Annotated in this window: 19 protein-coding genes, 1 other RNA gene and 1 pseudogene; 13 read left to right on the top strand and 8 right to left on the bottom strand. The window is 44.6% G+C overall.

The window, feature by feature from the left end:
- Nucleotides 1–121: 121 nt before the first annotated feature.
- The 5 genes from ACYX4M_RS01750 (at nucleotide 122) to ACYX4M_RS01730 (ending at nucleotide 4,064) form a co-directional block, all read left to right on the top strand.
- Nucleotides 122–832 (top strand): SIMPL domain-containing protein, encoded by a 711-nt coding sequence (locus ACYX4M_RS01750; protein ID WP_476081635.1) that lies wholly within the window; start codon nucleotides 122–124, stop codon nucleotides 830–832.
- A 195-nt stretch (nucleotides 833–1,027) separates the two neighbouring features.
- Nucleotides 1,028–1,318, top strand: coding sequence for a DUF1289 domain-containing protein (locus ACYX4M_RS01745; RefSeq protein ID WP_334056796.1), 291 nt, complete (start codon nucleotides 1,028–1,030; stop codon nucleotides 1,316–1,318).
- Nucleotides 1,319–1,339: 21 nt separating this feature from the next.
- The gene (locus ACYX4M_RS01740; protein ID WP_476081634.1) at nucleotides 1,340–2,164 is read left to right on the top strand and encodes an HDOD domain-containing protein; all 825 of its coding nucleotides are present in this window, start codon (nucleotides 1,340–1,342) and stop codon (nucleotides 2,162–2,164) included.
- 136 nt (nucleotides 2,165–2,300) lie between these two features.
- Nucleotides 2,301–3,104, top strand: a complete 804-nt coding sequence (locus ACYX4M_RS01735; RefSeq protein ID WP_476081633.1) for a DUF481 domain-containing protein — start codon at nucleotides 2,301–2,303, stop codon at nucleotides 3,102–3,104.
- Between the two features lie 213 nt (nucleotides 3,105–3,317).
- A complete protein-coding gene (locus tag ACYX4M_RS01730) occupies nucleotides 3,318–4,064 on the top strand; it encodes a DUF481 domain-containing protein (protein WP_474871337.1) in 747 nt (248 codons plus the stop codon).
- Between the two features lie 130 nt (nucleotides 4,065–4,194).
- Here ACYX4M_RS01730 and serA read toward each other — a convergent pair whose 3' ends face one another.
- The 7 genes and pseudogenes from serA to ssrS all read right to left on the bottom strand — a co-directional run bounded on the left by serA (nucleotide 4,195) and on the right by ssrS (nucleotide 11,060).
- Nucleotides 4,195–5,424, bottom strand: a complete 1,230-nt coding sequence (gene serA, locus ACYX4M_RS01725; RefSeq protein WP_476081632.1) for a phosphoglycerate dehydrogenase — start codon at nucleotides 5,422–5,424, stop codon at nucleotides 4,195–4,197.
- A gap of 459 nt (nucleotides 5,425–5,883) precedes the next feature.
- The gene (gene rpiA / locus ACYX4M_RS01720; RefSeq protein ID WP_476081631.1) at nucleotides 5,884–6,540 is read right to left on the bottom strand and encodes a ribose-5-phosphate isomerase RpiA; all 657 of its coding nucleotides are present in this window, start codon (nucleotides 6,538–6,540) and stop codon (nucleotides 5,884–5,886) included.
- Nucleotides 6,541–6,629: 89 nt separating this feature from the next.
- Complete coding sequence (locus ACYX4M_RS01715; protein WP_476081630.1) at nucleotides 6,630–7,247, bottom strand: 5-formyltetrahydrofolate cyclo-ligase; 618 nt, start codon at nucleotides 7,245–7,247, stop codon at nucleotides 6,630–6,632.
- A gap of 58 nt (nucleotides 7,248–7,305) precedes the next feature.
- A pseudogene (locus ACYX4M_RS01710) lies at nucleotides 7,306–8,935 on the bottom strand (ATP-binding protein).
- A 60-nt stretch (nucleotides 8,936–8,995) separates the two neighbouring features.
- Nucleotides 8,996–9,937 (bottom strand): nucleoside hydrolase, encoded by a 942-nt coding sequence (locus ACYX4M_RS01705; RefSeq protein WP_476081629.1) that lies wholly within the window; start codon nucleotides 9,935–9,937, stop codon nucleotides 8,996–8,998.
- Nucleotides 9,938–9,959: 22 nt separating this feature from the next.
- Nucleotides 9,960–10,856, bottom strand: coding sequence for a ribokinase (locus ACYX4M_RS01700; RefSeq protein ID WP_476081628.1), 897 nt, complete (start codon nucleotides 10,854–10,856; stop codon nucleotides 9,960–9,962).
- Between the two features lie 21 nt (nucleotides 10,857–10,877).
- Nucleotides 10,878–11,060, bottom strand: a non-coding RNA gene (ssrS, locus tag ACYX4M_RS01695) — 6S RNA.
- Between the two features lie 529 nt (nucleotides 11,061–11,589).
- On the opposite strand from ssrS, the gene ACYX4M_RS01690 reads away from it, so the two are divergent.
- The 7 genes from ACYX4M_RS01690 (at nucleotide 11,590) to ACYX4M_RS01660 (ending at nucleotide 20,363) form a co-directional block, all read left to right on the top strand.
- Complete coding sequence (locus tag ACYX4M_RS01690; protein WP_334056814.1) at nucleotides 11,590–12,156, top strand: UPF0149 family protein; 567 nt, start codon at nucleotides 11,590–11,592, stop codon at nucleotides 12,154–12,156.
- Nucleotides 12,157–12,231: 75 nt separating this feature from the next.
- Nucleotides 12,232–13,545, top strand: a complete 1,314-nt coding sequence (gene pepP, locus ACYX4M_RS01685; protein ID WP_476081627.1) for a Xaa-Pro aminopeptidase — start codon at nucleotides 12,232–12,234, stop codon at nucleotides 13,543–13,545.
- A gap of 43 nt (nucleotides 13,546–13,588) precedes the next feature.
- Nucleotides 13,589–14,962 (top strand): FAD-dependent monooxygenase, encoded by a 1,374-nt coding sequence (locus ACYX4M_RS01680; protein ID WP_476082836.1) that lies wholly within the window; start codon nucleotides 13,589–13,591, stop codon nucleotides 14,960–14,962.
- Nucleotides 14,949–16,121 carry an FAD-dependent monooxygenase gene (locus ACYX4M_RS01675; RefSeq protein WP_476081626.1) on the top strand — a complete coding sequence of 391 codons (1,173 nt, stop codon included), beginning with the start codon at nucleotides 14,949–14,951 and terminating at the stop codon, nucleotides 16,119–16,121. The genes ACYX4M_RS01680 and ACYX4M_RS01675 overlap by 14 nt, the downstream gene beginning before the upstream one ends.
- Nucleotides 16,122–16,496: 375 nt before the next feature.
- Complete coding sequence (locus ACYX4M_RS01670; protein ID WP_476082835.1) at nucleotides 16,497–18,047, top strand: M28 family metallopeptidase; 1,551 nt, start codon at nucleotides 16,497–16,499, stop codon at nucleotides 18,045–18,047.
- Nucleotides 18,048–18,098: 51 nt separating this feature from the next.
- The gene (locus ACYX4M_RS01665; protein ID WP_476081625.1) at nucleotides 18,099–18,974 is read left to right on the top strand and encodes an EamA family transporter; all 876 of its coding nucleotides are present in this window, start codon (nucleotides 18,099–18,101) and stop codon (nucleotides 18,972–18,974) included.
- Nucleotides 18,975–19,073: 99 nt separating this feature from the next.
- Nucleotides 19,074–20,363: a M24 family metallopeptidase gene (locus ACYX4M_RS01660; RefSeq protein WP_476081624.1), complete on the top strand. Its 1,290-nt coding sequence runs from the start codon at nucleotides 19,074–19,076 to the stop codon at nucleotides 20,361–20,363.
- 161 nt (nucleotides 20,364–20,524) lie between these two features.
- Here ACYX4M_RS01660 and ACYX4M_RS01655 read toward each other — a convergent pair whose 3' ends face one another.
- Complete coding sequence (locus tag ACYX4M_RS01655) at nucleotides 20,525–21,373, bottom strand: LysR family transcriptional regulator (protein ID WP_476081623.1); 849 nt, start codon at nucleotides 21,371–21,373, stop codon at nucleotides 20,525–20,527.
- 269 nt (nucleotides 21,374–21,642) lie between these two features.
- On the opposite strand from ACYX4M_RS01655, the gene ACYX4M_RS01650 reads away from it, so the two are divergent.
- Complete coding sequence (locus ACYX4M_RS01650) at nucleotides 21,643–22,557, top strand: glucosamine kinase nucleotide-binding domain-containing protein (RefSeq protein ID WP_476081622.1); 915 nt, start codon at nucleotides 21,643–21,645, stop codon at nucleotides 22,555–22,557.
- Nucleotides 22,558–22,637: the final 80 nt, after the last annotated feature.

Here is a 22,637-nt window from a genome sequence, read left to right as displayed (position 1 = left end):
AGGCCACTCATTTGAGTGGCCTTTTTTTTGCCACCATTGGTCAGCTTTTATCTCGTTTTGTAAAACTGAAAAGCTTATATTCACTTGTATCCTGTTGAAAACAGAAAGAATGGAGATTCGAATGAAAATAGGTGCGGCAATAGTAATGGCGATGGGCATGGTGGTTGCTGTGTCTTTACTTGGTGTTCAGGTGTCTTCTGCCATGAACGATATGCAAACGTGGGATAGAGTAGTAACCGTAAAAGGATTGTCAGAGCGAGAATACATTGCTGATCAGGTTATTTGGCCTATTCAATTTGTCGACGCGGGCAATGACTTACCTCAACTGTATGAACATATTGAAAAGAATAGCCTTCAGGTGGCTAACTTTTTAGAAGAGAAGGGCATTTCAGCAGAAAGCGTTACTATTGGAAAGCCTGAAATAAATGACAAATTGGCGCAACAATACGGAAGTAGTGAAAAAGCGCCATTTCGCTACAGTGCCATTCAAACCGTTACTGTCTTTTCAAATGATGTTGAAAAGGTGCGAGCGCTTATGCAGCAAATTGGGGAGTTAATTAAAACTGGTATTGTATTGTCAGACCAAAGCTACCGCGCTCAGCCCGACTATGTATTTACCCGCTTAAACGAAGTAAAGCCGGAAATGATTGAAGAAGCTACGCTCAATGCGAGAGAGGTTGCGGAAAAATTTGCCAAAGATTCAAAAAGTACGTTGGGCAAAATTAAGCGCGCTAACCAAGGGCAGTTCAGTATTTCTAGTCGCGACAGTCATCATCCACATTTAAAGAAAGTGCGGGTAGTGTCTACCATTGAATATACTCTTGTGGATTGATATTCATGCTATGCTAAAAACAATATGTCGATACGGGTAGCTAACACACGCACGCAATTAGTGTATTCCATGTACTTCATGCATTAGATTACTGCTAATGTCTACTGGCTAGACGCGTAAGTATACGTTTTAATTTAACTAGGCGCTGATGATGTCAGTGCTTACATCTCAATGACTAAGGGTGGCAAGCCTGAAATGACGGACCCAAAAGCGCAGTCCCAACAGCTTGAATTCTTTGAAATTCCAAGCCCATGTGTTGGCGTCTGTGAGTCAGGTCCAAGAGGTTTTTGTAAAGGTTGTTACAGAAGTCGAGATGAACGCCTTTATTGGCTGAAAGTAGATGATGCTACAAAACGAAAGATAATCAGTGCCTGTGTAAGACGTAAAAAAGCAGTAGCGGCTAAGTTACGCAAAGCGCAAGGGCTTAAAAGTGAGGAAACAGCGCAGCAGATTCCTCTTTTCGATAAGCCGCCTGAAAGTGGTTAAAAGAGAGTTTGAGAATATTTAATGTCGTTAGATAAGTATGTTTCGTACGCCGGTAAATCCTTTACGTTACCCGATATATGTATGCGCTTGCGTTCAACGCTAGACGACCCTCGTTCTAGTATGGAAGATATTGCTGTGCTAATCAGTGCCGACCCCTCTCTCACTGCTAAAGTGTTACGCCTGGCCAATAGTTCGCTTTTTCGTTTCCCCTCTCAAATCGAATCCGTTACAAAAGCTATAAACGTCATAGGCGGTGAAGCACTCTATAATTTGGTCATCGCTGAAACGGCCACCTCGGCTTTTAAGCACTTCGATACATTGTTAATTGATTTAGACAAACATTGGCATGCCTCAGTTTATTGCGGCATGGTCGCGAAGAGTCTGGCCATGCGACTAAATGTTCGTGGCGCTGAACGCTTCTTTGTCATGGGGATTCTTCAGAACCTCAGTGAGCTCGTTATCGCAAAAAAGGAACCAAAGCGTTACGACGATTATCGTCATACTCAAAAAAGCGAGTTGCCGCATATTGAACAGCTTGCCCATTTCGGTTTTACGTTTGCACAGTGTAGCGGTATCATACTCGAAAAATGGCACTTACCTATTGGTTTGTACTATCCGGTAACATTTATGAACGACGAATCAAAGTACACGTCCGACGTTGATATTTGTGTCCTTGCTCTTGCAAGTCGTATTACGCTTAGCCAACTTGATAAAGAAAGTTATGCTGATATTGAACTTTTCACGCCAGAGATAGCCAATACAGTAAGTCTCGACATGGAAGTGATAAGTAATTCAATTGAATATGCTGAGCAAGAAACAGCAAAAATTGTGTCGCTTATTCACTGAGCTTTCAGTGCATCAGTTCTGTCACCGCACTTTTATATTGTTAAAACAGAGTAAAGCTCCCCCAGAGGATTGGTATTACGTGCGTCTCAAATAGACGTAATCTAATAACTATAAAAGCTCGACGTAAAATCAGATTATGTTTAGAAAAATCTTCCGGCCACGTGTTGCTGTCGGTGCCATTTGTATTGGCGTGTGTTTATCTGCAAACGCGAGGGATCTCATTGAAACGCTTTATCATGCAGATTTCACTCCCGACGCCGATGATGAAATACCGCGTTTTACATTAGACGGAGAGCTCGGTGTTTTAGTTAATACCGGCAACACCTCTGCAGCCAGCATTAAAGCAGCGGTCAACGCTGACCACGAAACCGAAAACTGGAGCAGCATTTATTTTGCTGAACTGCTTTATAAAGAGAGTGGTACGCCTACCACAGAGCGTGATATCAGCGCACAACGCTTTTTCACGAGCGCACAATTCGACTATAAACTGCTTACGCCTGGCCGCCGTCTTTTCATGTATGGCGATTACGAAGACGATAAATTTACAGGGTATGAGCACAGAGCTTCATTAGCCGCGGGTTGGTCACAGCGCGTATGGCGAAATGAAGATAGCGAATTTCGTTATAGTGTGGGACCAGGGTATACCTTTATTGAAGCGGAAGAAGATAACGAGAGCCTTGTGAATGACGGCATTATAGTGCGCGCGTCTGCCGAGTATAAATATCATTGGAGCTCGGGTGCAAAATTAAGGCAATTCGTTAGCACAGAGGCCGGCGAAGAAAATACAAAATCTCGCTCAGAAACCTCGCTTTCTGCCAATGTGTTTGGGTCATTGGCAATGAAATTATCATTCATATTAAATCACGAAACAGACACCCCTGAAGATGTTGCGGCGTTAAGCACAGAAACATCGGTAGCGCTGGTCTATCAATTCTTTTAGTCAATTAGTGTAAATTAACAGTCGAATTTAGGCTTTTTGCCGCGTTCGCATTGACTGAGAGGCTTGAAAATGTACACTGCGCACCATTGTTTGTGATGCCAGTTTCTCTCGTGCATTACTTAATAGACTTCTTTTAAAACTCGTGTTGTGCCGCCTTGCAGTTCAAAAGGTATCGCGTACAACGAATGGACCGATAATCAATAGGATTGTTCAATGAAAAAGCAAGTGCTTGCATCTCTAGTTGCAATTTCTCTTTCTCCGGCTGTTTTCGCTCAAGACGATGAAGTGAAGCCTTTTACAATGGAAGGTGAGCTAGGTTTTATCTCTACATCAGGTAACACTGAAACAACATCTATCAGCGCAGGTATTCAAGCGCATCAAGAACTTGAGAAGTGGAGTAACGACTACATTCTTAAAGGTCTTTACAAGAAAGAGACGGTAGAAGGCGATGACGGGGAAGATGTTGAATTTACTTCTGCACAAAAGTTCTTCGGTTCAGCGCAGGGTAACTACAAACTCGCCAACCCAGATAACCGTTTATTCGGATTCGCATCTTATGAAGATGACCGATTCAGCAACTTTAACTACCAGGCTACTGTAGCTGCGGGTTGGAACCAAAAGGTTCTTCAAAACAAGCGCCATACCTTAGAATATTCAATCGGTCCGGGTTATTCTTTCATTGAAACTCAAGACGGTGAAAACCTTGATAGCATGATTGTTCGTGCATCATCAGCATATTCTTGGAAGATTTCTGATACTGCTAAATTTACTCAAACAGTGAGTACAGAAGTGGGTTCTGACAACACTAAGTCACGTGCTGAGTCAGCCCTAACTGCTACCATTAGCGGTAACCTTTCTATGCGTCTTTCATTTAAATTAGACCACAACACCAACGTTGATGATGACGTAGAAAAGCTTGATACTGAAACTGCTGTTAGCCTAGTTTACAACTTCTTCTAAGCCGAACTAATTTGTTTAAAGGTCAATAGGACCTTCAAAAAATAGAAGTAAAAAGTATTGAAGTAAAATGATAAGCATAAAAAACGCTGCACATAGTGCAGCGTTTTTGTTTGGCTACAAACAAGGCTTCTTAGTGGAGAATACGAGTCTTAATTGTGCCATCAATTTGTTGAAGCTCTGCCAATGCCTCATAGCCGCGATCTTCTTTAACATCCACTACCACGTACCCTATTTCAGCGTTTGTTTGTAAGTATTGCGCTTCAATGTTGATGCCTTTTTCAGCGAATGCTTTGTTAATTTGCGTAAGTATACCTGGCTGGTTTTTGTGTACGTGAAGCAGACGCGAACGACCAGTGTGCTCAGGAAGTGATACTTCAGGGAAGTTAACCGCAGACAAAGTAGAGCCGTTGTCGCTGTATTTTGCGAGCTTACCTGCTACTTCAATGCCAATGTTTTCTTGCGCTTCTTGTGTGCTTCCGCCTACGTGTGGCGTAAGAATAACGTTATCAAATGCGCGAAGCGGAGACTCAAACTCCTCAGTGTTAGACTTTGGCTCTACGGGGAACACATCGATGGCAGCGCCGTTAAGGTGGCCACTTTCCAGCGCCTTAGCAAGTGCGTCAATATCAACTACGGTTCCGCGCGATGCGTTAATAAGAATGCTGCCTTCTTTCATTTGAGACAGTTCTTTTTCGCCAATCATATCTTGGGTTTGAGGCGTTTCGGGAACGTGTAACGATACTACATCAGAGGTATTAAGTAGCTTTTCAAGCGACTTCACCTGAGCAGAATTACCTAACACTAACTTGTCTTCGATATCGAAAAATTGAACGCGCATGCCCAGATGTTCAGCAAGAATACTAAGCTGTGTGCCTATGTGGCCATAACCAATAATACCTAAGGTTTTTCCGCGAGCTTCATAAGAGCCTACTGCGGTTTTCTCCCACTCACCGCGGTGTGCCTTAGCATTTTTGCTTGGTACTTGGCGAAGCAAAAGAATAATTTGTCCAAGAACGAGTTCTGCAACCGAGCGTGTGTTAGAAAAAGGCGCGTTGAAAACTGGAATACCACGGCGCTGTGTGGCTTCAAGGTTAACCTGGTTGGTACCAATGCAGAAACAGCCGATGGCAACAAGTTTTTGTGCTGCATCAACTACTTTTTCAGTAATTTGAGTGCGTGAACGAATGCCAACAAAGTGGGCGTCTTTGATTTTCTCTATTAACTCATCTTCAGGAAGAGAGGTTTTGAGAAATTCAATATTGCTATACCCATTGCTTTGTAGTGTTTCCAAAGCACTTTGGTGAACACCTTCCAACAACAAAATTCGGATTTTATCCTTCTCTAATGAAACTTTGCTCATGAACTCGCTATCTCTCGCTGATTTAATTGGGGTTGCTGGCAATGCGAACCATAGACTATCGTGGTTTTCTCAGTAGTAAATAATCTAAATATGCACTACTTTCTTTGCGATAGAGCCTGGTCTAGCGCCTGCTATCTAGCGTTTTTAATTACGCTAATTGCTTTAATAAAAAAGGTTTACAACCTAAAGCGACATATACATCTAGTCGCAAAAAGATTTACTACTTAGGACATCTAGACGTCTAAACGGAAATTAACAGAAAACACGTTAAGTTGAAAGCAGTATTTTGCGTAGCTTTTCATCAAAATACCGTGTTATCCGCGGCTAAAGTGCCTAATCCGTTTATGCTCATCAACTAAGTCATTGAGCAGTAACACTTCTGGCGATGCAATACCAAGGCACAGGTAAACGAGTCGTTTTGTTGTGCCATTGGCTGTACTTAGTGTTTTTTAAGGGCTATCACTTAAAGGTTTCAACACCACTATCGGTCGCACTTAACACGATATCTGCGCCACGCAGGGCGAAAATGCCGTTAGTCACCACTCCTGGAATATTGTTGATTTTTTGCTCTAGCTCACGAGGATTAAGTATTTCAAGGTTGTGTACATCTAAAATAACGTTACCATTATCTGTTACTACACCTTGTCTATACTCGGGGTCGCCACCTAGTTTTACCAGTTCGCGAGCGACAAAAGAGCGAGCCATAGGAATCACTTCTACGGGAAGTGGAAAACTGCCTAATACTTGAACACGCTTACTTTCATCTACAATACAAACAAACGTGGTAGCGGCACCTGCAACAATCTTCTCGCGGGTCAGGGCTGCACCGCCGCCCTTGATCATATGCTTGTGTTCAGTAACTTCATCGGCACCGTCAATATAAACTGAAAGGTTGCTAACTTCATTTAACTCGAAGACTTCAATGCCTAAGGCTTTCAAACGCTCGGTAGATGCTTCTGAGCTTGAAACCGCACCTTCAATTTTGTGCTTAATTTTGCCCAGTTCTTCTATGAAAAAATTAACAGTAGAGCCCGTTCCCACACCGACAATACTGTCTGCTTCAACATAGTCGATGGCTGCTTTGGCTACGGCTTGCTTTTTTTCGTTCTGATCCATGGTTACTCTCCAACTTATTATGCTTGCAAGTGTAACTTATAAGTGCACATGAACCCATAAGTTCATATGTTCAATTTGATATAGTGAAATTACGGTTTAGTGAATATAAGTGAGCGAGAAGGGGTCACGATAGCATCAAGCGGTACATCCCACGGCGCAGTTGGAAGGGCATCAACTTCTTGCACATCGTGAGCGATACCCACTAATTTTGGAGTATGCTGGTTTAAGGCTGACTGAGAATTGAATTTGCGTTGTGTAAAGCTTAAGGTGCGGTCGTAATAGCCCCCACCCATACCCAGGCGGTTTCCGTTTGTATCAAAGCCCACTAGTGGCATAAGAATAACATCGCATTGTGTAACAGGAATGACGGCCTGACAGGACAATACAGGCTCTTCTATATTGTATTTGTTATTAATTAACGGAGAATTAGGGGAATAAGATAAAAAAAGCAAGTGCCCTTTGCATATAGGGTGTAGCACAGGCAGCGCGAACGCTTTGTGCGAGAGTTGCCATATTGATTCAATATAATTTTTTAAGTTTACCTCGCCATCGTTAACCAAGTATCCCGCCACGGTCTTGCTATTTTTGATGAAGGGCAGGGTGTTAAGTTGCGTCGAGATGCGCTGTGAAGCGTATTCCTGTTGTTCCATAGATAAACCACGGCGCGCTTCACGAAGCTTTCTACGCAGCAGTGATCTGGCTTGCATCCTTTCTTTTGAAACATCTACTCGCATATTTGGTAGCCCTGCTTTGTGTAACCGCAGACTAGCTGCCTTTTCGCCCCAAATGAAGATTGAGCACTCGAACCAATTCGCTACTATCGATGGGTTTAGTTAACACATCATCAAGACCCCGCTCTCGCAAGTACTTTGACTCAGTTATCACGTCAGCCGTCAGTGCAACAACCGGTAAACCTGGCTTTTGAGCCTTTATCTGTGCCGTCGCTTCGTCGCCTTGAATGCCGGGTAAGTTAAGATCCATTAGTACTAAGTCGACGGGGTTAGACCTGGCGTATTCAACCCCCTCTTCACCTGTGCTTACCACAGAAAATGACACACCTAATTTTTCAAACAGGGTCTGAATAACCACTTGGTTTATATAGTGGTCTTCAACCACCAACACGTTTGCAGATTTATCAACGTTAACTTGTGCTACAAAGCTTTGAGGTTGTGCCTCAACAAACTGGTTCGCACTTAGCGCATCGGCAGGCAAGGTAACGCTAATGCGGGTTCCGTGATTTAGTTTACTGCTAACTTTAATTGTCCCATCCATAAGCTCGATAAGACGCCTAGATATATTTAAGCCTAAGCCAGTTCCACTAATCTCTTGAGCGTTACCCATTCGCTCGAAAGGCTTAAAGAGTCGCTTCTGATCATCATCGCTAATGCCGATGCCTTCATCTATGACATTGAATACAACATTGCCATTTTTGTATTTCACTTGCGCTTTGACAGCCTTACCCTTATTGGTAAATTTAATCGCATTCGACAGTATGTTAAGTGCAATCTGCCCAAACTTAGTGTCATCAAAATACAAAGATTCGGGCATTGCTTCATCAACTTTTGTCGAAAATACTATACCGCTGTCTTCGGCTCGGATTTTAGTTAACGAAAATAGATGTGTGAAAAAGTCTTTAGTGTCTACCGCACGGGGCATAACACGCATCTTACCAGCTTCTATTTGCTTGATATCTAGAACTGAATTTACAATTTCTAACAGCCTTTCGCCGCTTGTACTTACATGAGAGAGCGGTGTGGTAAAAGATGAGGGCAAACCCAACTTTTGAGCTTCTCCCTCGAGCAACTGACTAAAAGTGTTAATTGCATTCAGCGGCGTTCTGATTTCGTGACTAACGTAGGATAGGAAGTCAGATTTAAATTGGCTAGTACGCTCAAGTTCTCGGTTTTTACGCTTTAGCTCTAAATGGGCTACCACCGATTTGCTTAATGTCTGCAATGATGTCTTTTGCGCTTCAGTTAGCGTTTTAGGCTTGCGGTCGATGGTACAAAGCGTACCAATAGCATGGCCTGATGGAGTAATGAGTGGCGCGCCCGCATAAAAACGTATATCTGGTGAACCGGTCACTAAAGGGTTGTCGTGAAATCGCGGATCTAACGTGGCGTTAGGAATTTCAAAAACTTCTTCTTGTAAAATGGCGTGAGAGCAGAAAGCTATTTCGCGGGAAGTCTCTTCTGCATCTAGTCCAACGCGAGACTTGAACCACTGCCTGTCAGGGTCAATAAGACTAATAAGTGCAATGGGGGTTTCGCATATCTGAGAAGCTTAACGTTGTGAGGTCGTCAAAAAGCTGCTCTGCTTCGGTATCGAGAACATCATAACTGAGTAGTTCGGCAAGACGCTCGTCTTCATTTTTAGGGAGTGCAGCTGCTTCCATTTATAACAACCTAACGCAGAAATAAAAAAGGGACTGTTTATTCACAATCCCTTAAACATATCACAGAGCGTAGGTGTCTACGAATAGTTGTTCCAGTTTTTGATGGTCAACTTTAGTTGCAACTTTAATAGTATTAGCTTCGTTCCAAAGTGGGCTAGGTGTAGTGCCTGTTGGCGCAACCACGGTTTGGCCTCTGTCAAGCGTACCAGTACCAACGCGAACGTGACCCTCGGTCAATTCGAATAACTCTGGGTGGCGAAGGTGAGCAATTGGGAATGCATCGTGGAAGAAACAAACACGGTCTTCACGGTTTTGCGAGTAAAAGTCCATGTAGAACTGGGCACTTTCTTTTACAAAACCGCCAAGGGTATTGTTTTTCTCTTCAAGCTTTTCAACAAAAGCCGGCGAGAATGGCGTGAAGTTCGTCACGTCCAAACCAAACATGGTTAATTCCCAATCTGCCGCAAAAACGATTTCTGCTGCGTGGGCGTCATTCCAGATGTTTGCCTCTGCTACAGGCGTGACGTTGCCAGGTACAAACGCAGCGCCACCCATAATGCTAACGCCTTTCACCAACTTAGGCAGTTCTGGCTCAAGACGAAGTGCAAGTGCCAAGTTACCCAATGGGCCAATAGCAACAATGGTGACCTCGCCCGGGTACTTGCGCGCCATATCAACGATAAACTGCGCAGAGCTGCGTGGGTCAAGCTCGGTCTTAGGTGCTTCAGGCTTAATGTGACCAAAGCCGTATTCACCATGTACGAAGTGTGCATAGTTTGACTCTGGGCCAACCCATGGCATACCAACGCCTTTGGTTACAGGAATATCTTTACCTGCAATTTCACAAAGTGTCAGTGCGTTTTGCGCTGCCATTGTTACTGGAACGTTACCGTAAACGGTCGTTAAGCCAAGTACTTCAATGTCTGGAGACTGAAAGGCGAAAAAAATCGCCATTGCATCATCAATCCCCGGATCTGTATCTAATATGATTTTATGTGCCATCGAATTTTCTCAGTGCGTCTTGCTAGTTGGCGTGTTTCGCTAAGAAACGATCCACTTCTTTTTGTGTTGGAATACTCTGTGCCGCGCCTTCGCGAGTTACTGCAATGGCAGAAGCTGCACACCCGCGACGCAATGCTTGCTTAGCATCGGTGTGGTTGCTGTATGCAGACAAGAAATAACCGATAAAGGTGTCACCTGCTGCGGTGGTATCTACCGCATCAACAGAGAATGCTTTTACTTCTACAACTTCATTTTTGCGCAGCATCATTACACCGGCTTTACCCAGTGTGATTATAACTTCACAGTGTGACCATTGTTCTTTGAACACTGTCACAATGTCTTCAAGCTCTTCTTTGCCGGTTATGGCTGCCGCTTCTGTTTCATTAACAATGAGCAAATCAACGCATTCCAGTGGTAGCTGTTTAACCGACTCGCTCATAGGCGCTGGGTTAAAGGCTACTTTAAGCTGCTTTTCTTTCGCTTGGCGAAGTACTTCTTCAATGCTGCTGGTTTCGTTTTGGGTTAGTACCCAGTCTGAAGGGCGAGTGTCGTCCAGCGCTTGCATTACCGTTTTTGCTGTTATGGTTTGGTTAGCACCACCAAAAAGCACAATGGCATTTTCGCCGCTAGGCGTAACCTGAATGATAGCGTGACCAGAAGGAACTTCTGAACACTTAACACCACGGCAATCTACCCCTTTTTTAATAAGGGCCTGTTTGAAAGAGGCGTCGTTTTCGTGAATGCTGCCGACGTGACGTACGTCTGCACCTGCTTGCGCTAAAGCAATCGACTGGTTTGCACCCTTACCACCAAGTAGCGTCTGGTAATGGGTCGAGGCCAACGTTTCTCCAGGTTGTACAAAGTGGTCTACCTGATAAACGTGGTCAATATTTATAGAGCCAAAATTTATTATTGCCATTTCTTCTTCCGTCGAAAGAGGGCGCTTCCCAGAATGCCGCTGTCCATGTTTCGCCCGTGAACCGAAAAGTTCAGGGCGGAAGAATCACAATTGCCGTAGGCTTCTCGATACGCGTCGAGCTTGCACAATAGCAGCTGTTTCAACTTCCTAGGTTTAAAGCATCGGCCAGGGACATGAATGAACTAGCAAACATCCCAGGAAACATTGTTGTTGTATTAACGCAACAGGGTATAACAAACGCGAGATCCAGTGAAGAGGATCACCTAAGGCGCTTTATAACTATTTTGCGTGGTGAATATAAAAGCGGTAAAAAAATACTATTTTCTTGACCAATTGGTCAGCAATTATACACGCATACAAGAGAAGCTCAATAACAACCAACCAGCTAATTCAGCCAGAGACTTGCAACTCTTTGATTTAATGTTGCGAGAGGAATTCCGTATCCAACATCTGCGATCTTAGATTAATTATGCTCTGGTTGCTAGGCATAGCAGCGTGCATTTCGTTAAATTAACGTCAATTCGGTATTGTTTGAACATTCAGTAAACAATGTGTGTCACTGTTGTATAAAGTATAAACTTCACGGTATATACGCTGTTTAATCAGTGCACGCTAAATTGGCAAAAGTGGGCTTTGTATATTGATTTTTGCTAGTATTAACGCCATCACGGAGTAACGGCCGAACCAAAAGGGCTGTGAAAACTCAACTCATCTTCAATAAAGAGAACGAATCGTGGAAAAACAGCTCGATTACGATAGCGTAACTAATAAATTGTCACAGCAGGGTATCATTGTAGACGCGGCAGAAGTGCACGGTATTCTAACTGGAATGCTTTGCGGTGGCATGTCACTTACCGATCAGAAGTGGATGGAAGCACTCAGCGAAACCATTAATCAAGGTGATAAATTTAGTGACCAAGCTCAACATCTCCTCAACACGCTTTTCAATCAAACTTGTCAGCAGTTGTTAGAGCCTGAATTTGCGCTTGGCTTGCTGCTTCCTGAAGATCACGCACCTATTAATGACCGCGGCGCTGCGCTCATCAACTGGGTGCAGGGTTTCATGCTTGGTTTTGGTTTACATCAGCAGGACCTTGTGCAGTGTTCTGACGATGTTAAAGAAGCCCTTGAAGACTTCTCAGATATATCTCGTATGGAAGAGCCAATGGATGCGGATGAAGAATCTGAAAAAGCGCTCTTTGAAGTAGAAGAATACGTGAAAATCTCAGCTATTTTATGCTTCAGCGAACTGGGTCAATCACTTCTTGATGATCAACAAGACACGCCATCCGTACACTAGTACTAAGTGAAAATTAAAAGTAGCAGTTGTTTAAACAGGTTACTTTACAGTGAATTAGTTAGGGTTTTCTAGTTTATGATTAGCGCGCAAGAGTTTATTGCCAGGCAAGATAGGTTGCTGGCACAGTGCCAACCGAATAGTGTGTGCATAGTGCCTGCAGCGGGGCTGGTTACGCGAAGCCGAGACACCGAATATACCTTCAGACAAGACAGCGACTTTTGGTATTTGACGGGGTTTGAAGAGCCTAATGCATGGTTAATATTGTCTAACCATCCTCGCTACGGCGAGAGCTATCGCGCAATGGTGGTTCAGGAAAAAGACAAGAGCGCTGAAATTTGGCACGGTAAGCGCCTTGGTGCTGAAGCTGCGCTGTCCCGATTCAGCCTAGATGAAGCGTTTGAAACACATGAAGTAGAAGAAGCCTTGTTGGCGTCTATTCAAGGTCAAGATAATGTGTACTTCGCTTTAGGTCATAACAAAAATCATGACCGATTATTTACTGAAGCCTTAAACACTTTGCGTGAAGCGCCAAAAGAATCCTTAGCGCCGTGCGCGGTGCATGATTTACGCCCTCAACTTCATGAAATGCGACTATTCAAATCTGCCTGTGAGGTAGCAATGATGAAAGCGGCAGGTGAAATCAGTGCACGGGCTCACAAACGTGCTATGCAGTTTGCTTCTCCTGGCTGTTTTGAATACCAGTTAGAAGCTGAAATTCACCATGAGTTTGCTATGGCTGGCGCACGTTCTCCAGCGTACAGCACAATTGTGGGAAGTGGAGATAACGCCTGTATTTTGCATTACACGCAAAATAACGCGCAGGTTAGTGACGGTGATTTGATCTTGATCGACGCAGGCGCAGAATATCAAGGCTATGCTGCAGACATTACCCGAACATTTCCTGTAAGTGGTAAGTTTAGTCACGCTCAGCGAGAAATTTACAGTGTGGTATTAAAAGCGCAAAAAAGTGTATTGGACATGCTAGCGCCCGGTGTCACGCTTTCTGAAGCAATGCTGCACAGCGCGGAGATTATTACTGAAGGTTTAGTTGACCTTGGTGTTTTAGAAGGTAGTGTGGCAGAAAACCTTGAAAATGAAAGCTGGCGACAGTTTTATATGCACGGGTTAGGTCACTTCTTAGGGCTTGATGTGCACGACGTAGGTAACTACAAAATCAATGGTCAAGATCGCCCATTGAAACCCGGAATGGTTATAACGGTAGAGCCGGGTATTTACATCAGTCAAGATAGCGCAGCACCTGAAAAGTACAAGGGGATAGGCGTGCGCATTGAAGATGATGTGGTCATCACTGCATCGGGTGTAGAGGTCCTAACATCTGATGTACCTAAAGAGATTGACGAAATCGAATCACTAATGGCGAAAAGCTAAAAGAACAAAAAAGCGCTAAAATTAAAGCGACGGGAAGACAAATATAGTGGAATCGGCAGCGGTTGATGTAGTTATTATCGGTGGTGGTATTGTAGGAACAGTGCTTGCGAAAGCACTTTCAGAAAACATATCTTTCGAAAATTCCGAGGGTGAAAATAGCGGGTTAAGCGTTGCACTCATTGACGCTGCAGATCCTAACCAAACAAACCCCACCCTTAATGACTTTAACCCGTTTACCGATACTCGAGTTATTGCGTTAGCAAGACGTACCGTTAACGAATTAGCCGATGTTGGTTTAAGCCTTAACGACTTAGCCAAGCAGCACAACGGCGAACTGCCTCCAAAAATAGAGCAGATAGAAGTTAGCGATAAGGGCCACCTCGGCCTTTTAAATCTGCACAGTCACGACTATCACATCGACGCGTTTGGCCAAGTGGTAAGTTTAAGCGCGCTAACGCGCCTTGCTGCAAACGCGAGTACTGCGTATCAGCATATAGCGCCAGCAAAAGTAACCAGTGTTAAGCAGCACCGCAACCATGTAGACGTATTGCTAGATAGTGGAGATGTACTAACCGCTAAGCTGCTGATACTTGCGGATGGTGGGCGCTCAGGTTTAGCTGAGCGTGTGGGTATTGCCAAAACAGTCTGTGATTATCACCAAACAGCCATTGTATTTAACGTACATACGCAAATGCCTCATGAAAACAAAGCGTACGAACGCTTTACTGATTCTGGCCCCCTTGCTTTTCTACCTTTCGATAGTGAAATCAACAGCGTAAAGGCGAATGGCAATGGTTTTTCAGTGGTGTGGACGCTAGAAACTCAAGCCGCTGAAGCACTTATGGAAATGGACAAAGCGTCGTTTATTGATGCGCTTCAACAAGCCTTCGGTTATCGCCAAGGCAAAATACTAAGAGTGAGTGATACCGCTAGCTATCCTTTGGCGCTTACTAAATCCCAGCAAGTTACCAGCCACCGAACGGTAGTGGTGGGGAACGCTGCGCAGGCGCTACACCCTATAGCGGGGCAGGGATTCAATTTGGGCCTACGCGATTTGAGTGCTCTAATTTATGTGCTGAAAAGTGCTGTATCTAAGCATTCTATGTCGCAAGTTTTGAAACAAGAAAGCAGTCAAAAAACGCTAGTAGAAGGTGGTGCTGAGCACTTCGACGCTGGGGCATTTAATATCGTTCAGCGCTATGCTAATGAGCGTAAGAAAGATCGAGATAACACGATTGCGCTTACCGATACCTTAGTGCGAACTTTTTCAAACCAGTATTTTCCTACCGTCATAGGCAGAAACGTTTCCTTACTTGCATTAAGTATGATGCCGCAAGCAAAGAAAACCTTCGTAAAGCACACAACAGGTTATGGCGTAACACCACACGGAAATAGAGATAACAATGCAGCATGTTGATATAGCAATAGTGGGCGGTGGAATTGTAGGGTTAACCCTAGCCGCAGCGCTAAAAGACAGTGAACTAAATGTGGCGATTATTGATAAATCGCCTTGTTATCAGGTGCTTGCAGATAGGCCAACGGCGCGTGTTAGCGCAATCAATCAGGCTAATATTAAAGCGCTGCAACAGTTTGATGTGTGGCCTTATTTACAGCAAGATCGGTCCAACCCTTATACAGCAATGCATGTATGGGACAAAGACAGTTTTGGTGATATACATTTTTCATGTGACGAGATGGGGAGCGATACCCTAGGGGTCATCGTGGAGAATCAAGCATTGGTGAATGCGCTTGCTAAGTCAGTAGAGGCTCAGCCTAACGCGCATCTAGTCACTGCGGGTATTGAAAGGATACTTGCTGGCCCTAATCAAACCATGCTAATGCTAGACAACGACGATGTGCTAAGCTGCAGATTGCTTGTTGGCGCAGACGGTGCTAACTCTTTTGTAAGAAAGCAGGCGGGCCTGCCAATTACCTTTAAAGATTATGAGCATACGGCCATAGTAGCCAATATCAAAATCGATGAGCCACACAACAATGTGGCGCGCCAAGCGTTTACCCCTACAGGCCCGCTAGCGCTACTTCCAATGGCCGAACCAAACGTTTGTTCAATTGTGTGGTCTCAAACGCCAGAACAAGCAAGCGAGCTAATGGCATTGGGTGACGATGCTTTTTGCCATGCGTTAACTGCCGCAAGTAATAGTGTTTTAGGTACTATTATCCTTGAAACCGAGCGCGCCGCGTTTCCATTAACCATGCGCTATGCAAGGCAATGGGCTAAAGACGGGGTAGTACTGGTAGGCGATGCCGCTCATACCATTCATCCGCTAGCCGGGCAGGGAGCAAACCTGGGTATGCAAGACGCCCTAGCGTTGGCTGAGTCACTAAGAAGTCTGAGTGCTGCCGGTAAAGACATTGGTTTATATAAGCACCTGCGCAGCTACGAGCGAAGCCGTAAGACAGAAGCCACGAAAATGATAGCGGCAATGGATGGCTTCAAATTCTTATTCGACGGCAACGACCCGCTCAAAAAACTAGTTCGGGGCATAGGACTTTCAGCCACAGACAAGCTCACAACCATCAAAAACGCCTTCGTTAGCCACGCCATGGGCCTTTAAACCCAAATAATGGGGTCAGAGTACATTTAAATAATGGGGTCAGAGTACTTTTTTCGCCACCCCCGAATAGTGGGGTCAGAGTACATTATTGGCTTTCCCTATTACAAAACCGAATAAATGTACTCTGACCCCATTCTTGTGGTTTAGTCGTTTCGGCATTGAGATAGTCAGAGGTAAAGGATACTCTTCGGTATCCTTTTTTATTTGTACCAATGGCCTATGTTTACTTATCTTTGCAAACCTTATCGCGCCTTTTCTTTTGTCTGCGCTGCTTCCGTACTTACTTCTACCTTAATTACTGGTGCGGCGAATGCCGACGCAGTGGTTACCACTTTAGCCTCGGTTGAATCGTCGGCGACAGCAAAAAGTGAAGAGATGTCGCTGAGTAACGCTTCTATCGATTTAGACGTGTATCGTCAACATGTTAAAACGCTGGCTAGTGATGAGTTCGAAGGGCGTGGGCCGTTATCAAAAGGCGAGAAGAAAACCGTAGAATACTTGGTAGCAGAGTATAAGAAGTTAGGACTTAAGCCAGCTTTTGGTGAAAGCTATACCCAAGCTGTGCCGCTCGCAAAAATTACGCCTAGCAACATGAGTTCGTTAATCATTGGCGACCTTTCTTTTGAAGCAGGAAGTGAGTTCACAGCTAGAACACAACGTATAGTAAATGAATACTCACTAACTGATAGCGAGCTGATCTTTGTGGGGTACGGTATAAATGCGCCTGAGTACAACTGGAATGATTACGCTGGTTTAGACGTGAAAGGCAAAACCGTCGTAATACTGGTAAACGACCCGGGCTTTGCTTCTAAAGATCCAAATTTGTTCCAAGGTAATGCCATGACCTACTATGGTCGTTGGACATACAAATACGAAGAAGCCGCTAGACAAGGCGCAGAAGCTGTTTTGATTGTTCATGAAACCATGCCTGCTGGCTACGGCTGGGGCGTTGTCGAAAACTCAAATTCTAATACCAAGTTTAGTCTAGTTGATGACAACAATAATGCGTCACAAGTAGGCGTTATGGGGTGGCTTCATCTTAATGCTGCAAGAGAGCTTTTTGAAAAAGCAGGCTTAGATTACGGCGAGCTTAAAAGAAAAGCATCCAAGCCTGGCTTCACACCTGTTTCTTTGAACACCGCCGCATCGCTCAAGTTTAACAATGTTATCGAGCATGCTGAGTCGCAGAATGTTGCCGGTATTTTAGAGGGCACCTCAAAGCCAGATGAGTGGGTAATGCTGCACGCTCACTGGGACCACCTTGGTAAGGTAGAGAAGAATGGCAAAACCACCATTTACAATGGTGCGGTGGATAATGCGTCTGGCACAGCTGGAGTGCTAACGCTGGCAGATGCGCTCTCAAAGCACAAAAAAGGCTTTGCGCGTACGCTAATGTTTAGCGCGTTTACCGCAGAGGAAACGGGGCTGTTGGGGGCTGATTATTTTGCAAATAACCCACCTGTGCCCACCAAGAACATGGTAGCGTTTTTAAACATCGACGGTATGAATGTAAACGATGATGTTGATTATATCTTGCAGTATGGCGAAGGCTACTTATCTATTGAAGATGATTTGGCAACGGCAGCTTCACTGCAAGATAGAAGGGTTAAGATGGATCCGCGCCCTCAAAATGGCCTGTTCTTCCGCTCTGATCATTTCGCACTCGCGAAACAGGGCGTACCCTCTATTTTGTTCATGAGCTTAGGCGATACCGACCCAAGTTTTATCACCAATCGCTATCACAAAGCCGATGATGACTATCTTCCTAGCTGGACATTAGGTGGCGTAAAACAAGATCTTTCCCTCATTGGAACCCTGCTTACTCATTATGCCCAAGGTGATGCTTGGCCTTATTGGAAGCGCGAAAGTGACTTTAAAGCAAAGCGTCTACAGGCGTTGTCTGGTAGCAAAGCCAATACCAAATAAAAGAGCTTGTACGGCACGCAGTAAAGTTATTTTAAAGGTAAAGCGACGCTAATGAGTTGGATCTTATTTACATTGGGCGCGGTAATAATGCAAACCGTGCGTAATGCCCTGCAAAGCAAACTAAGTGGTACAGTTAACACCTCCGGTGTTACGCTATCTCGCTTTATATTTGCTCCGCCCTTAGCCCTTATCTACCTGCTTGCCCTGTATAGCAGTAGTGCCAGTCGACTACCACAATTTACGGGTTCATTCACAGCGGTGATTTTGTGCGCTTCATTACTTCAAATAGCGGCCACCTCACTGATGGTGATTCTGTTTAAGCAAAAGAATTTCGCTATTGGAGCGGGCTTGGCAAAAAGTGAAGCTCTAGTGGCGGGCGTTGTCGGCATGCTTTTTTTCGGGAGTTACTTAACGCCCCTTGGCTGGGCGGGGATAGTTATAGGTGGAGTCGCAGTATTTGTATTAAGCAGTGGTAACAGACTTCAGGGTGTAAGTTTGAAAACCATGTTGATAGGTCTTGCCTGTGGTACCTGCTTTGCTCTTACATCATTGCTAGTACGCGAAGCAAGCCATATGCTCGATATACAGTACACCCTTGCCGCAGCTTGGGCTTTATTATGGGTGCTGTGCGTACAGGCCGTATTCTTAAGCGGGTATATCGCAATCACCAAGCCCTTCGTGTTTAGGCAATTAGTAAATGCTAAAAAACAGGTGCTAGCCATAAGTACAGTAAGCTGTTTAGGCTCAATATGCTGGTTTACTGCTATGGCGTTACAGCATGTTGCCCTTGTTAAGACATTAGGGCAGTTAGAGGTTTTGTTAACCCTATTGCTTTCGCATTACTGGTTAAAAAATGCAGTCACAAAGCGGGAAATAGTTGGCTTGCTTCTAATTGGTCTAGCCGCTGTTTTCGTTATGTGGGCGTAAAGTATAGGCGAGCTTTACCGGCTAGACTATAAGAGAATCAATGTAATTTTCATAAAACAAAGGGTTCAAATAACCTTAATTAAAACGACAGGAAGGGACATGGATAAGCGACATTTCTTGAAATTAGCTGGGGCTAGTATTGCTTTAGCTCCTATAGCGTCGATGGCTGCATTAGATAAAACCAACACAGCGGACTTAAGCGATATCGATGGATTAACGGATATCACCGCAAACGCAAAGCCGATTACCGTGAAAGAGCGTAGAGCGCGTATTGAAAAAGCGCAGTCGCTAATGAAAGCCAAAGATATCGCGGCAATATTAATAGAGCCCGGTGCGGCGATGGATTATTTCTCTGGGATTAAATGGTGGCGCAGCGAGCGTTTAACCGCGTTAATTATCCCTCAAAAAGGCGATGTTGCAGTAGTTACACCGTTTTTTGAAAAGCCAAGCGTACTCGAGTCGTTGGCTATAGGCGATGATGTAAGGGTGTGGCAGGAGCACGAAAGCCCATTTGATGTTGTAGCCGATATTTTAAAACCGCGGGGTATCACTAGCGGTAATATCGGTTTTGAAAGCAGCGTGCGCTACTTTGTGGTAACAGGAGTTAGCCGTGCGCTACCAAATATGAATATCGTTCCTGCCGAGCCCGTTACGCTAGGCTGTCGTATGTACAAAACTGCTAGCGAATTGGCACTTATGCATAAAGCCAATGAAATTACTTTGCGGGCCTACGAGTTTGTTTTTAACAACTTAGAGCTTGGCATGAGTCAGCAGGACGTTAAAAGTTTGATGAACAACGCGCAGCAGCGATTGGGCGGTAGCGGTGCTTGGTGCCTGGCGCTCTTTAACGATGCGAGTGCTTACCCTCATGGCACAAATGCAGCGCAAACTATCAAAGAAGGTTCTGTAATTTTGCTTGATAGTGGTTGCAGTGTGCACGGGTACCAAAGCGACATAAGCCGTACCTTGATATTCGGCAAAGCTTCCCAAAAAATTCAGGATGTATGGCACACAGTCAGAGAGGGCCAGAACGTGGCATTTGCCGCAGCTAAAGTTGGAGAGCCAGCAGGAAAAGTGGATGATGCAGTGCGTCAATATTACGCCAGCAAGGGTTACAGTAAAGACTATGAATTGCCTGGTTTGAGCCACAGAACGGGGCATGGTATAGGGATGGAAGGGCACGAGAGTGTTAACTTTGTGCGCGGTGAAAATACGCCACTTAGAAAAGGTATGTGCTTTTCCAATGAGCCAGGTATTTATATTCCTGGTGAGTTTGGTGTGCGCTTAGAGGACTGTTTGTATATGACAGAAACAGGTCCCGCTTACTTTACTGAGCCACCAGAGAGCTTGGCTAAACCGCTGGGCAAGCTATTGGATTTAATAAGCTAAACGAAAAAGTGTTAAAGCTTTTTCTCAATAAGTTTAGGAGCTTTTAATTATCGCCTTTGCGATACGGTGCCTAGCAAGCTTACCGACACCATCACTAACGATAGCTAAAGCTATTAAGAGTAAGAATGATGGGGCAGAAAAAGTACTCTGACCCCTTTTCTTTATTGCGTTAGCCGCACTTTGAAAAACTCGGCGAGTGTTTTGCTGATAACTGGATGCTGGGTGTCTTGGTTAAATAGACAAATATTGACCTTTCCTAACTTTGGCAGGTGCGGGTGGTTCAGTACTGCTAAATTTGCCGGTAAGCTCGATTTTGCTAGCGCCGTAACGCCAAGCCCTTGCTGAATGGCGGCAACTAGCCCACCTAAATCGGCATTGGTATAGCTAATTTTCCACGCGAGGGTTTGCTGTTTAAGCTGTTCGATTACCCGGCTTCTATACATACAGCCATCTGGCGCTAGCACTAAAGGGATGTTATTTCCCACCAACGGGTGAGAGGTATCACCAACCCACACCACATCGTCTTCTATTACTACTTCGCCCTCTGTTTGTTCATCTGGGTTTACCAGTGCCAGTATTAAATCGAAGTGATCTCGTTGAGACGGGTGAAGCAGATCGCGACTTAGCGCAGACGTCACCTCTAACGATACATCGGGGTAGCGCTTTGAAAACTCACCAATTAAGCCCGGCAGTAGGGTAGAAGCAAACTCATTGGGAATGCCCAAACGCAATCTACCGCTTAAAGGCGCAGGGGTAAGGCTTCTAAAAATATTGTCGTTAAGTTCTAGCAGTTCTTTCGCTTTTGGGTAAAGCCAGTTTCCATCGGCACTAGGCACATGGCGCTGGCCCACTTTCGTAAACAGTTTTCGGTCTAGCTGCGATTCAAGTTTTTTGATTTGCAAGCTGATAGCTGGCTGAGAGCGACCCAAAAAGTCGCCAGCTTTAGCGTAGCCACCAAGTTCAATCACGCTTACAAAGGTGCGTAGCGTGTCTAAAGAAAGCTGCTTCATATTTATCAGTATTTCTAATGTATGTGCTTGCTAAGATTATATTTGTAAATGAAATTGAGCGAAAGCCTGAATTCTTTAACCAACCTAGCTTCAATTTACTTCTGTGATTTTACGCTTCGGGTAATCAGTACTTTGCGGTAATATCACACACGCTAATTTTTTACCTGCTTTGGATAGTTAGTTAATTTAATTATCAAATTTGAGTGTTTAAATTAGCGAGTTAAATTAGCGAGTTAAATTAGACACTTACTTAATCTGCGAGAACGTGAATGAACTCTGATCTGTATTTTATTGGCATAGACGGCGGCGGCACCAAATGCAGAGTTATTTTACAAGACAAGAACGGCGCGCAGATAGGTAAGGGCATTAGCGGCCCGGCTAATATAATGCGTGACGCAGAACTCGCTAAAACCTCTATATTGGATGGAGTAGCTAAGGCTATTGATTCCGCTAACGCCTTATTGGCTTTACAAAATAGTGACGCCCCAGTAACACCTATCACGCTATCACAGTGTGTAGTAGCAGGCGGGCTTGCTGGCGCTAACATTAGCACCGCCAAAGCTCGCCTCGAAAACTGGGTGCACCCGTTTCATTCGCTTCATATACTAAGTGATTTGCACGCAGCCTGCGTAGGTGCTCACAACGGTAAGTCAGGTGCAGTAATTATTGTGGGTACGGGGTCGGCTGGCACCGTATTTAACGAGGGTAAGTTTACAGACTTGGGTGGGCACGGTTTTCCTGTAGGTGACTTTGCCAGTGGCGCTTGGTTGGGTTTAAAAGCTATTCAGCACACTTTACTATGTATAGATAACATTCGAAGCCCTGATGACCTGTCAAAGAAAATATGCGCAGAACTGGGCACGTCAAACGCCGACGACATAGTGGCTAAGTGCGCTGGGTTTAATACTCACCATTACGCAAGTTTAGTTCCCTGTATGTTGCCACTTTTAAATGAAGGTAATAGCCAAGTGACACGCATCTTCAAAGAAGGGGCTGAGTACTTAGAAACTATGGCAGAGCGACTATTAGATGATAACGGGTATAACCTTGCTCTAATAGGTGGGTTGAGCGATGTTTATGTACCGTATTTTTCCAAGAGAATCCGAGCGCGCCTTCAAGCATGTGAATTATCGCCAGAGCAGGGCGCTATCAAGTATGCTAGAGCATCATATGATGGCTTGTAGCTGCCAATGGCCGCAAACACGGCATATATAATTCATGTGACAAGCTTCGGTATAAGCGACGAGAAAGGCATCAGAACGAG

The organism is Alteromonas sp. ABV4_150 (assembly GCF_056311745.1).
Note: the sequence above shows the minus strand (reverse complement) of the source record. Positions and strands in the feature narration are given on the sequence as shown.

What these genes read in the sequence shown, in the direction of transcription:
- ACYX4M_RS01655 (WP_476081623.1), bottom strand. Translation starts at nt 21,373, where the DNA reads ATGAAGCAGCTTTCTTTAGACACGCTACGCACCTTTGTAAGCGTGATT.
- ACYX4M_RS01700 (WP_476081628.1), bottom strand. Translation starts at nt 10,856, where the DNA reads ATGGCAATAATAAATTTTGGCTCTATAAATATTGACCACGTTTATCAG.
- serA (WP_476081632.1), bottom strand. Translation starts at nt 5,424, where the DNA reads ATGAGCAAAGTTTCATTAGAGAAGGATAAAATCCGAATTTTGTTGTTG.
- ACYX4M_RS01705 (WP_476081629.1), bottom strand. Translation starts at nt 9,937, where the DNA reads ATGGCACATAAAATCATATTAGATACAGATCCGGGGATTGATGATGCA.
- ACYX4M_RS01735 (WP_476081633.1), top strand. Translation starts at nt 2,301, where the DNA reads ATGTTTAGAAAAATCTTCCGGCCACGTGTTGCTGTCGGTGCCATTTGT.
- ACYX4M_RS01670 (WP_476082835.1), top strand. Translation starts at nt 16,497, where the DNA reads ATGTCGCTGAGTAACGCTTCTATCGATTTAGACGTGTATCGTCAACAT.
- ACYX4M_RS01675 (WP_476081626.1), top strand. Translation starts at nt 14,949, where the DNA reads ATGCAGCATGTTGATATAGCAATAGTGGGCGGTGGAATTGTAGGGTTA.
- ACYX4M_RS01745 (WP_334056796.1), top strand. Translation starts at nt 1,028, where the DNA reads ATGACGGACCCAAAAGCGCAGTCCCAACAGCTTGAATTCTTTGAAATT.
- pepP (WP_476081627.1), top strand. Translation starts at nt 12,232, where the DNA reads ATGATTAGCGCGCAAGAGTTTATTGCCAGGCAAGATAGGTTGCTGGCA.
- ACYX4M_RS01750 (WP_476081635.1), top strand. Translation starts at nt 122, where the DNA reads ATGAAAATAGGTGCGGCAATAGTAATGGCGATGGGCATGGTGGTTGCT.
- ACYX4M_RS01740 (WP_476081634.1), top strand. Translation starts at nt 1,340, where the DNA reads ATGTCGTTAGATAAGTATGTTTCGTACGCCGGTAAATCCTTTACGTTA.
- ACYX4M_RS01665 (WP_476081625.1), top strand. Translation starts at nt 18,099, where the DNA reads ATGAGTTGGATCTTATTTACATTGGGCGCGGTAATAATGCAAACCGTG.
- ACYX4M_RS01650 (WP_476081622.1), top strand. Translation starts at nt 21,643, where the DNA reads ATGAACTCTGATCTGTATTTTATTGGCATAGACGGCGGCGGCACCAAA.
- rpiA (WP_476081631.1), bottom strand. Translation starts at nt 6,540, where the DNA reads ATGGATCAGAACGAAAAAAAGCAAGCCGTAGCCAAAGCAGCCATCGAC.
- ACYX4M_RS01715 (WP_476081630.1), bottom strand. Translation starts at nt 7,247, where the DNA reads ATGCAAGCCAGATCACTGCTGCGTAGAAAGCTTCGTGAAGCGCGCCGT.
- ACYX4M_RS01730 (WP_474871337.1), top strand. Translation starts at nt 3,318, where the DNA reads ATGAAAAAGCAAGTGCTTGCATCTCTAGTTGCAATTTCTCTTTCTCCG.
- ACYX4M_RS01660 (WP_476081624.1), top strand. Translation starts at nt 19,074, where the DNA reads ATGGATAAGCGACATTTCTTGAAATTAGCTGGGGCTAGTATTGCTTTA.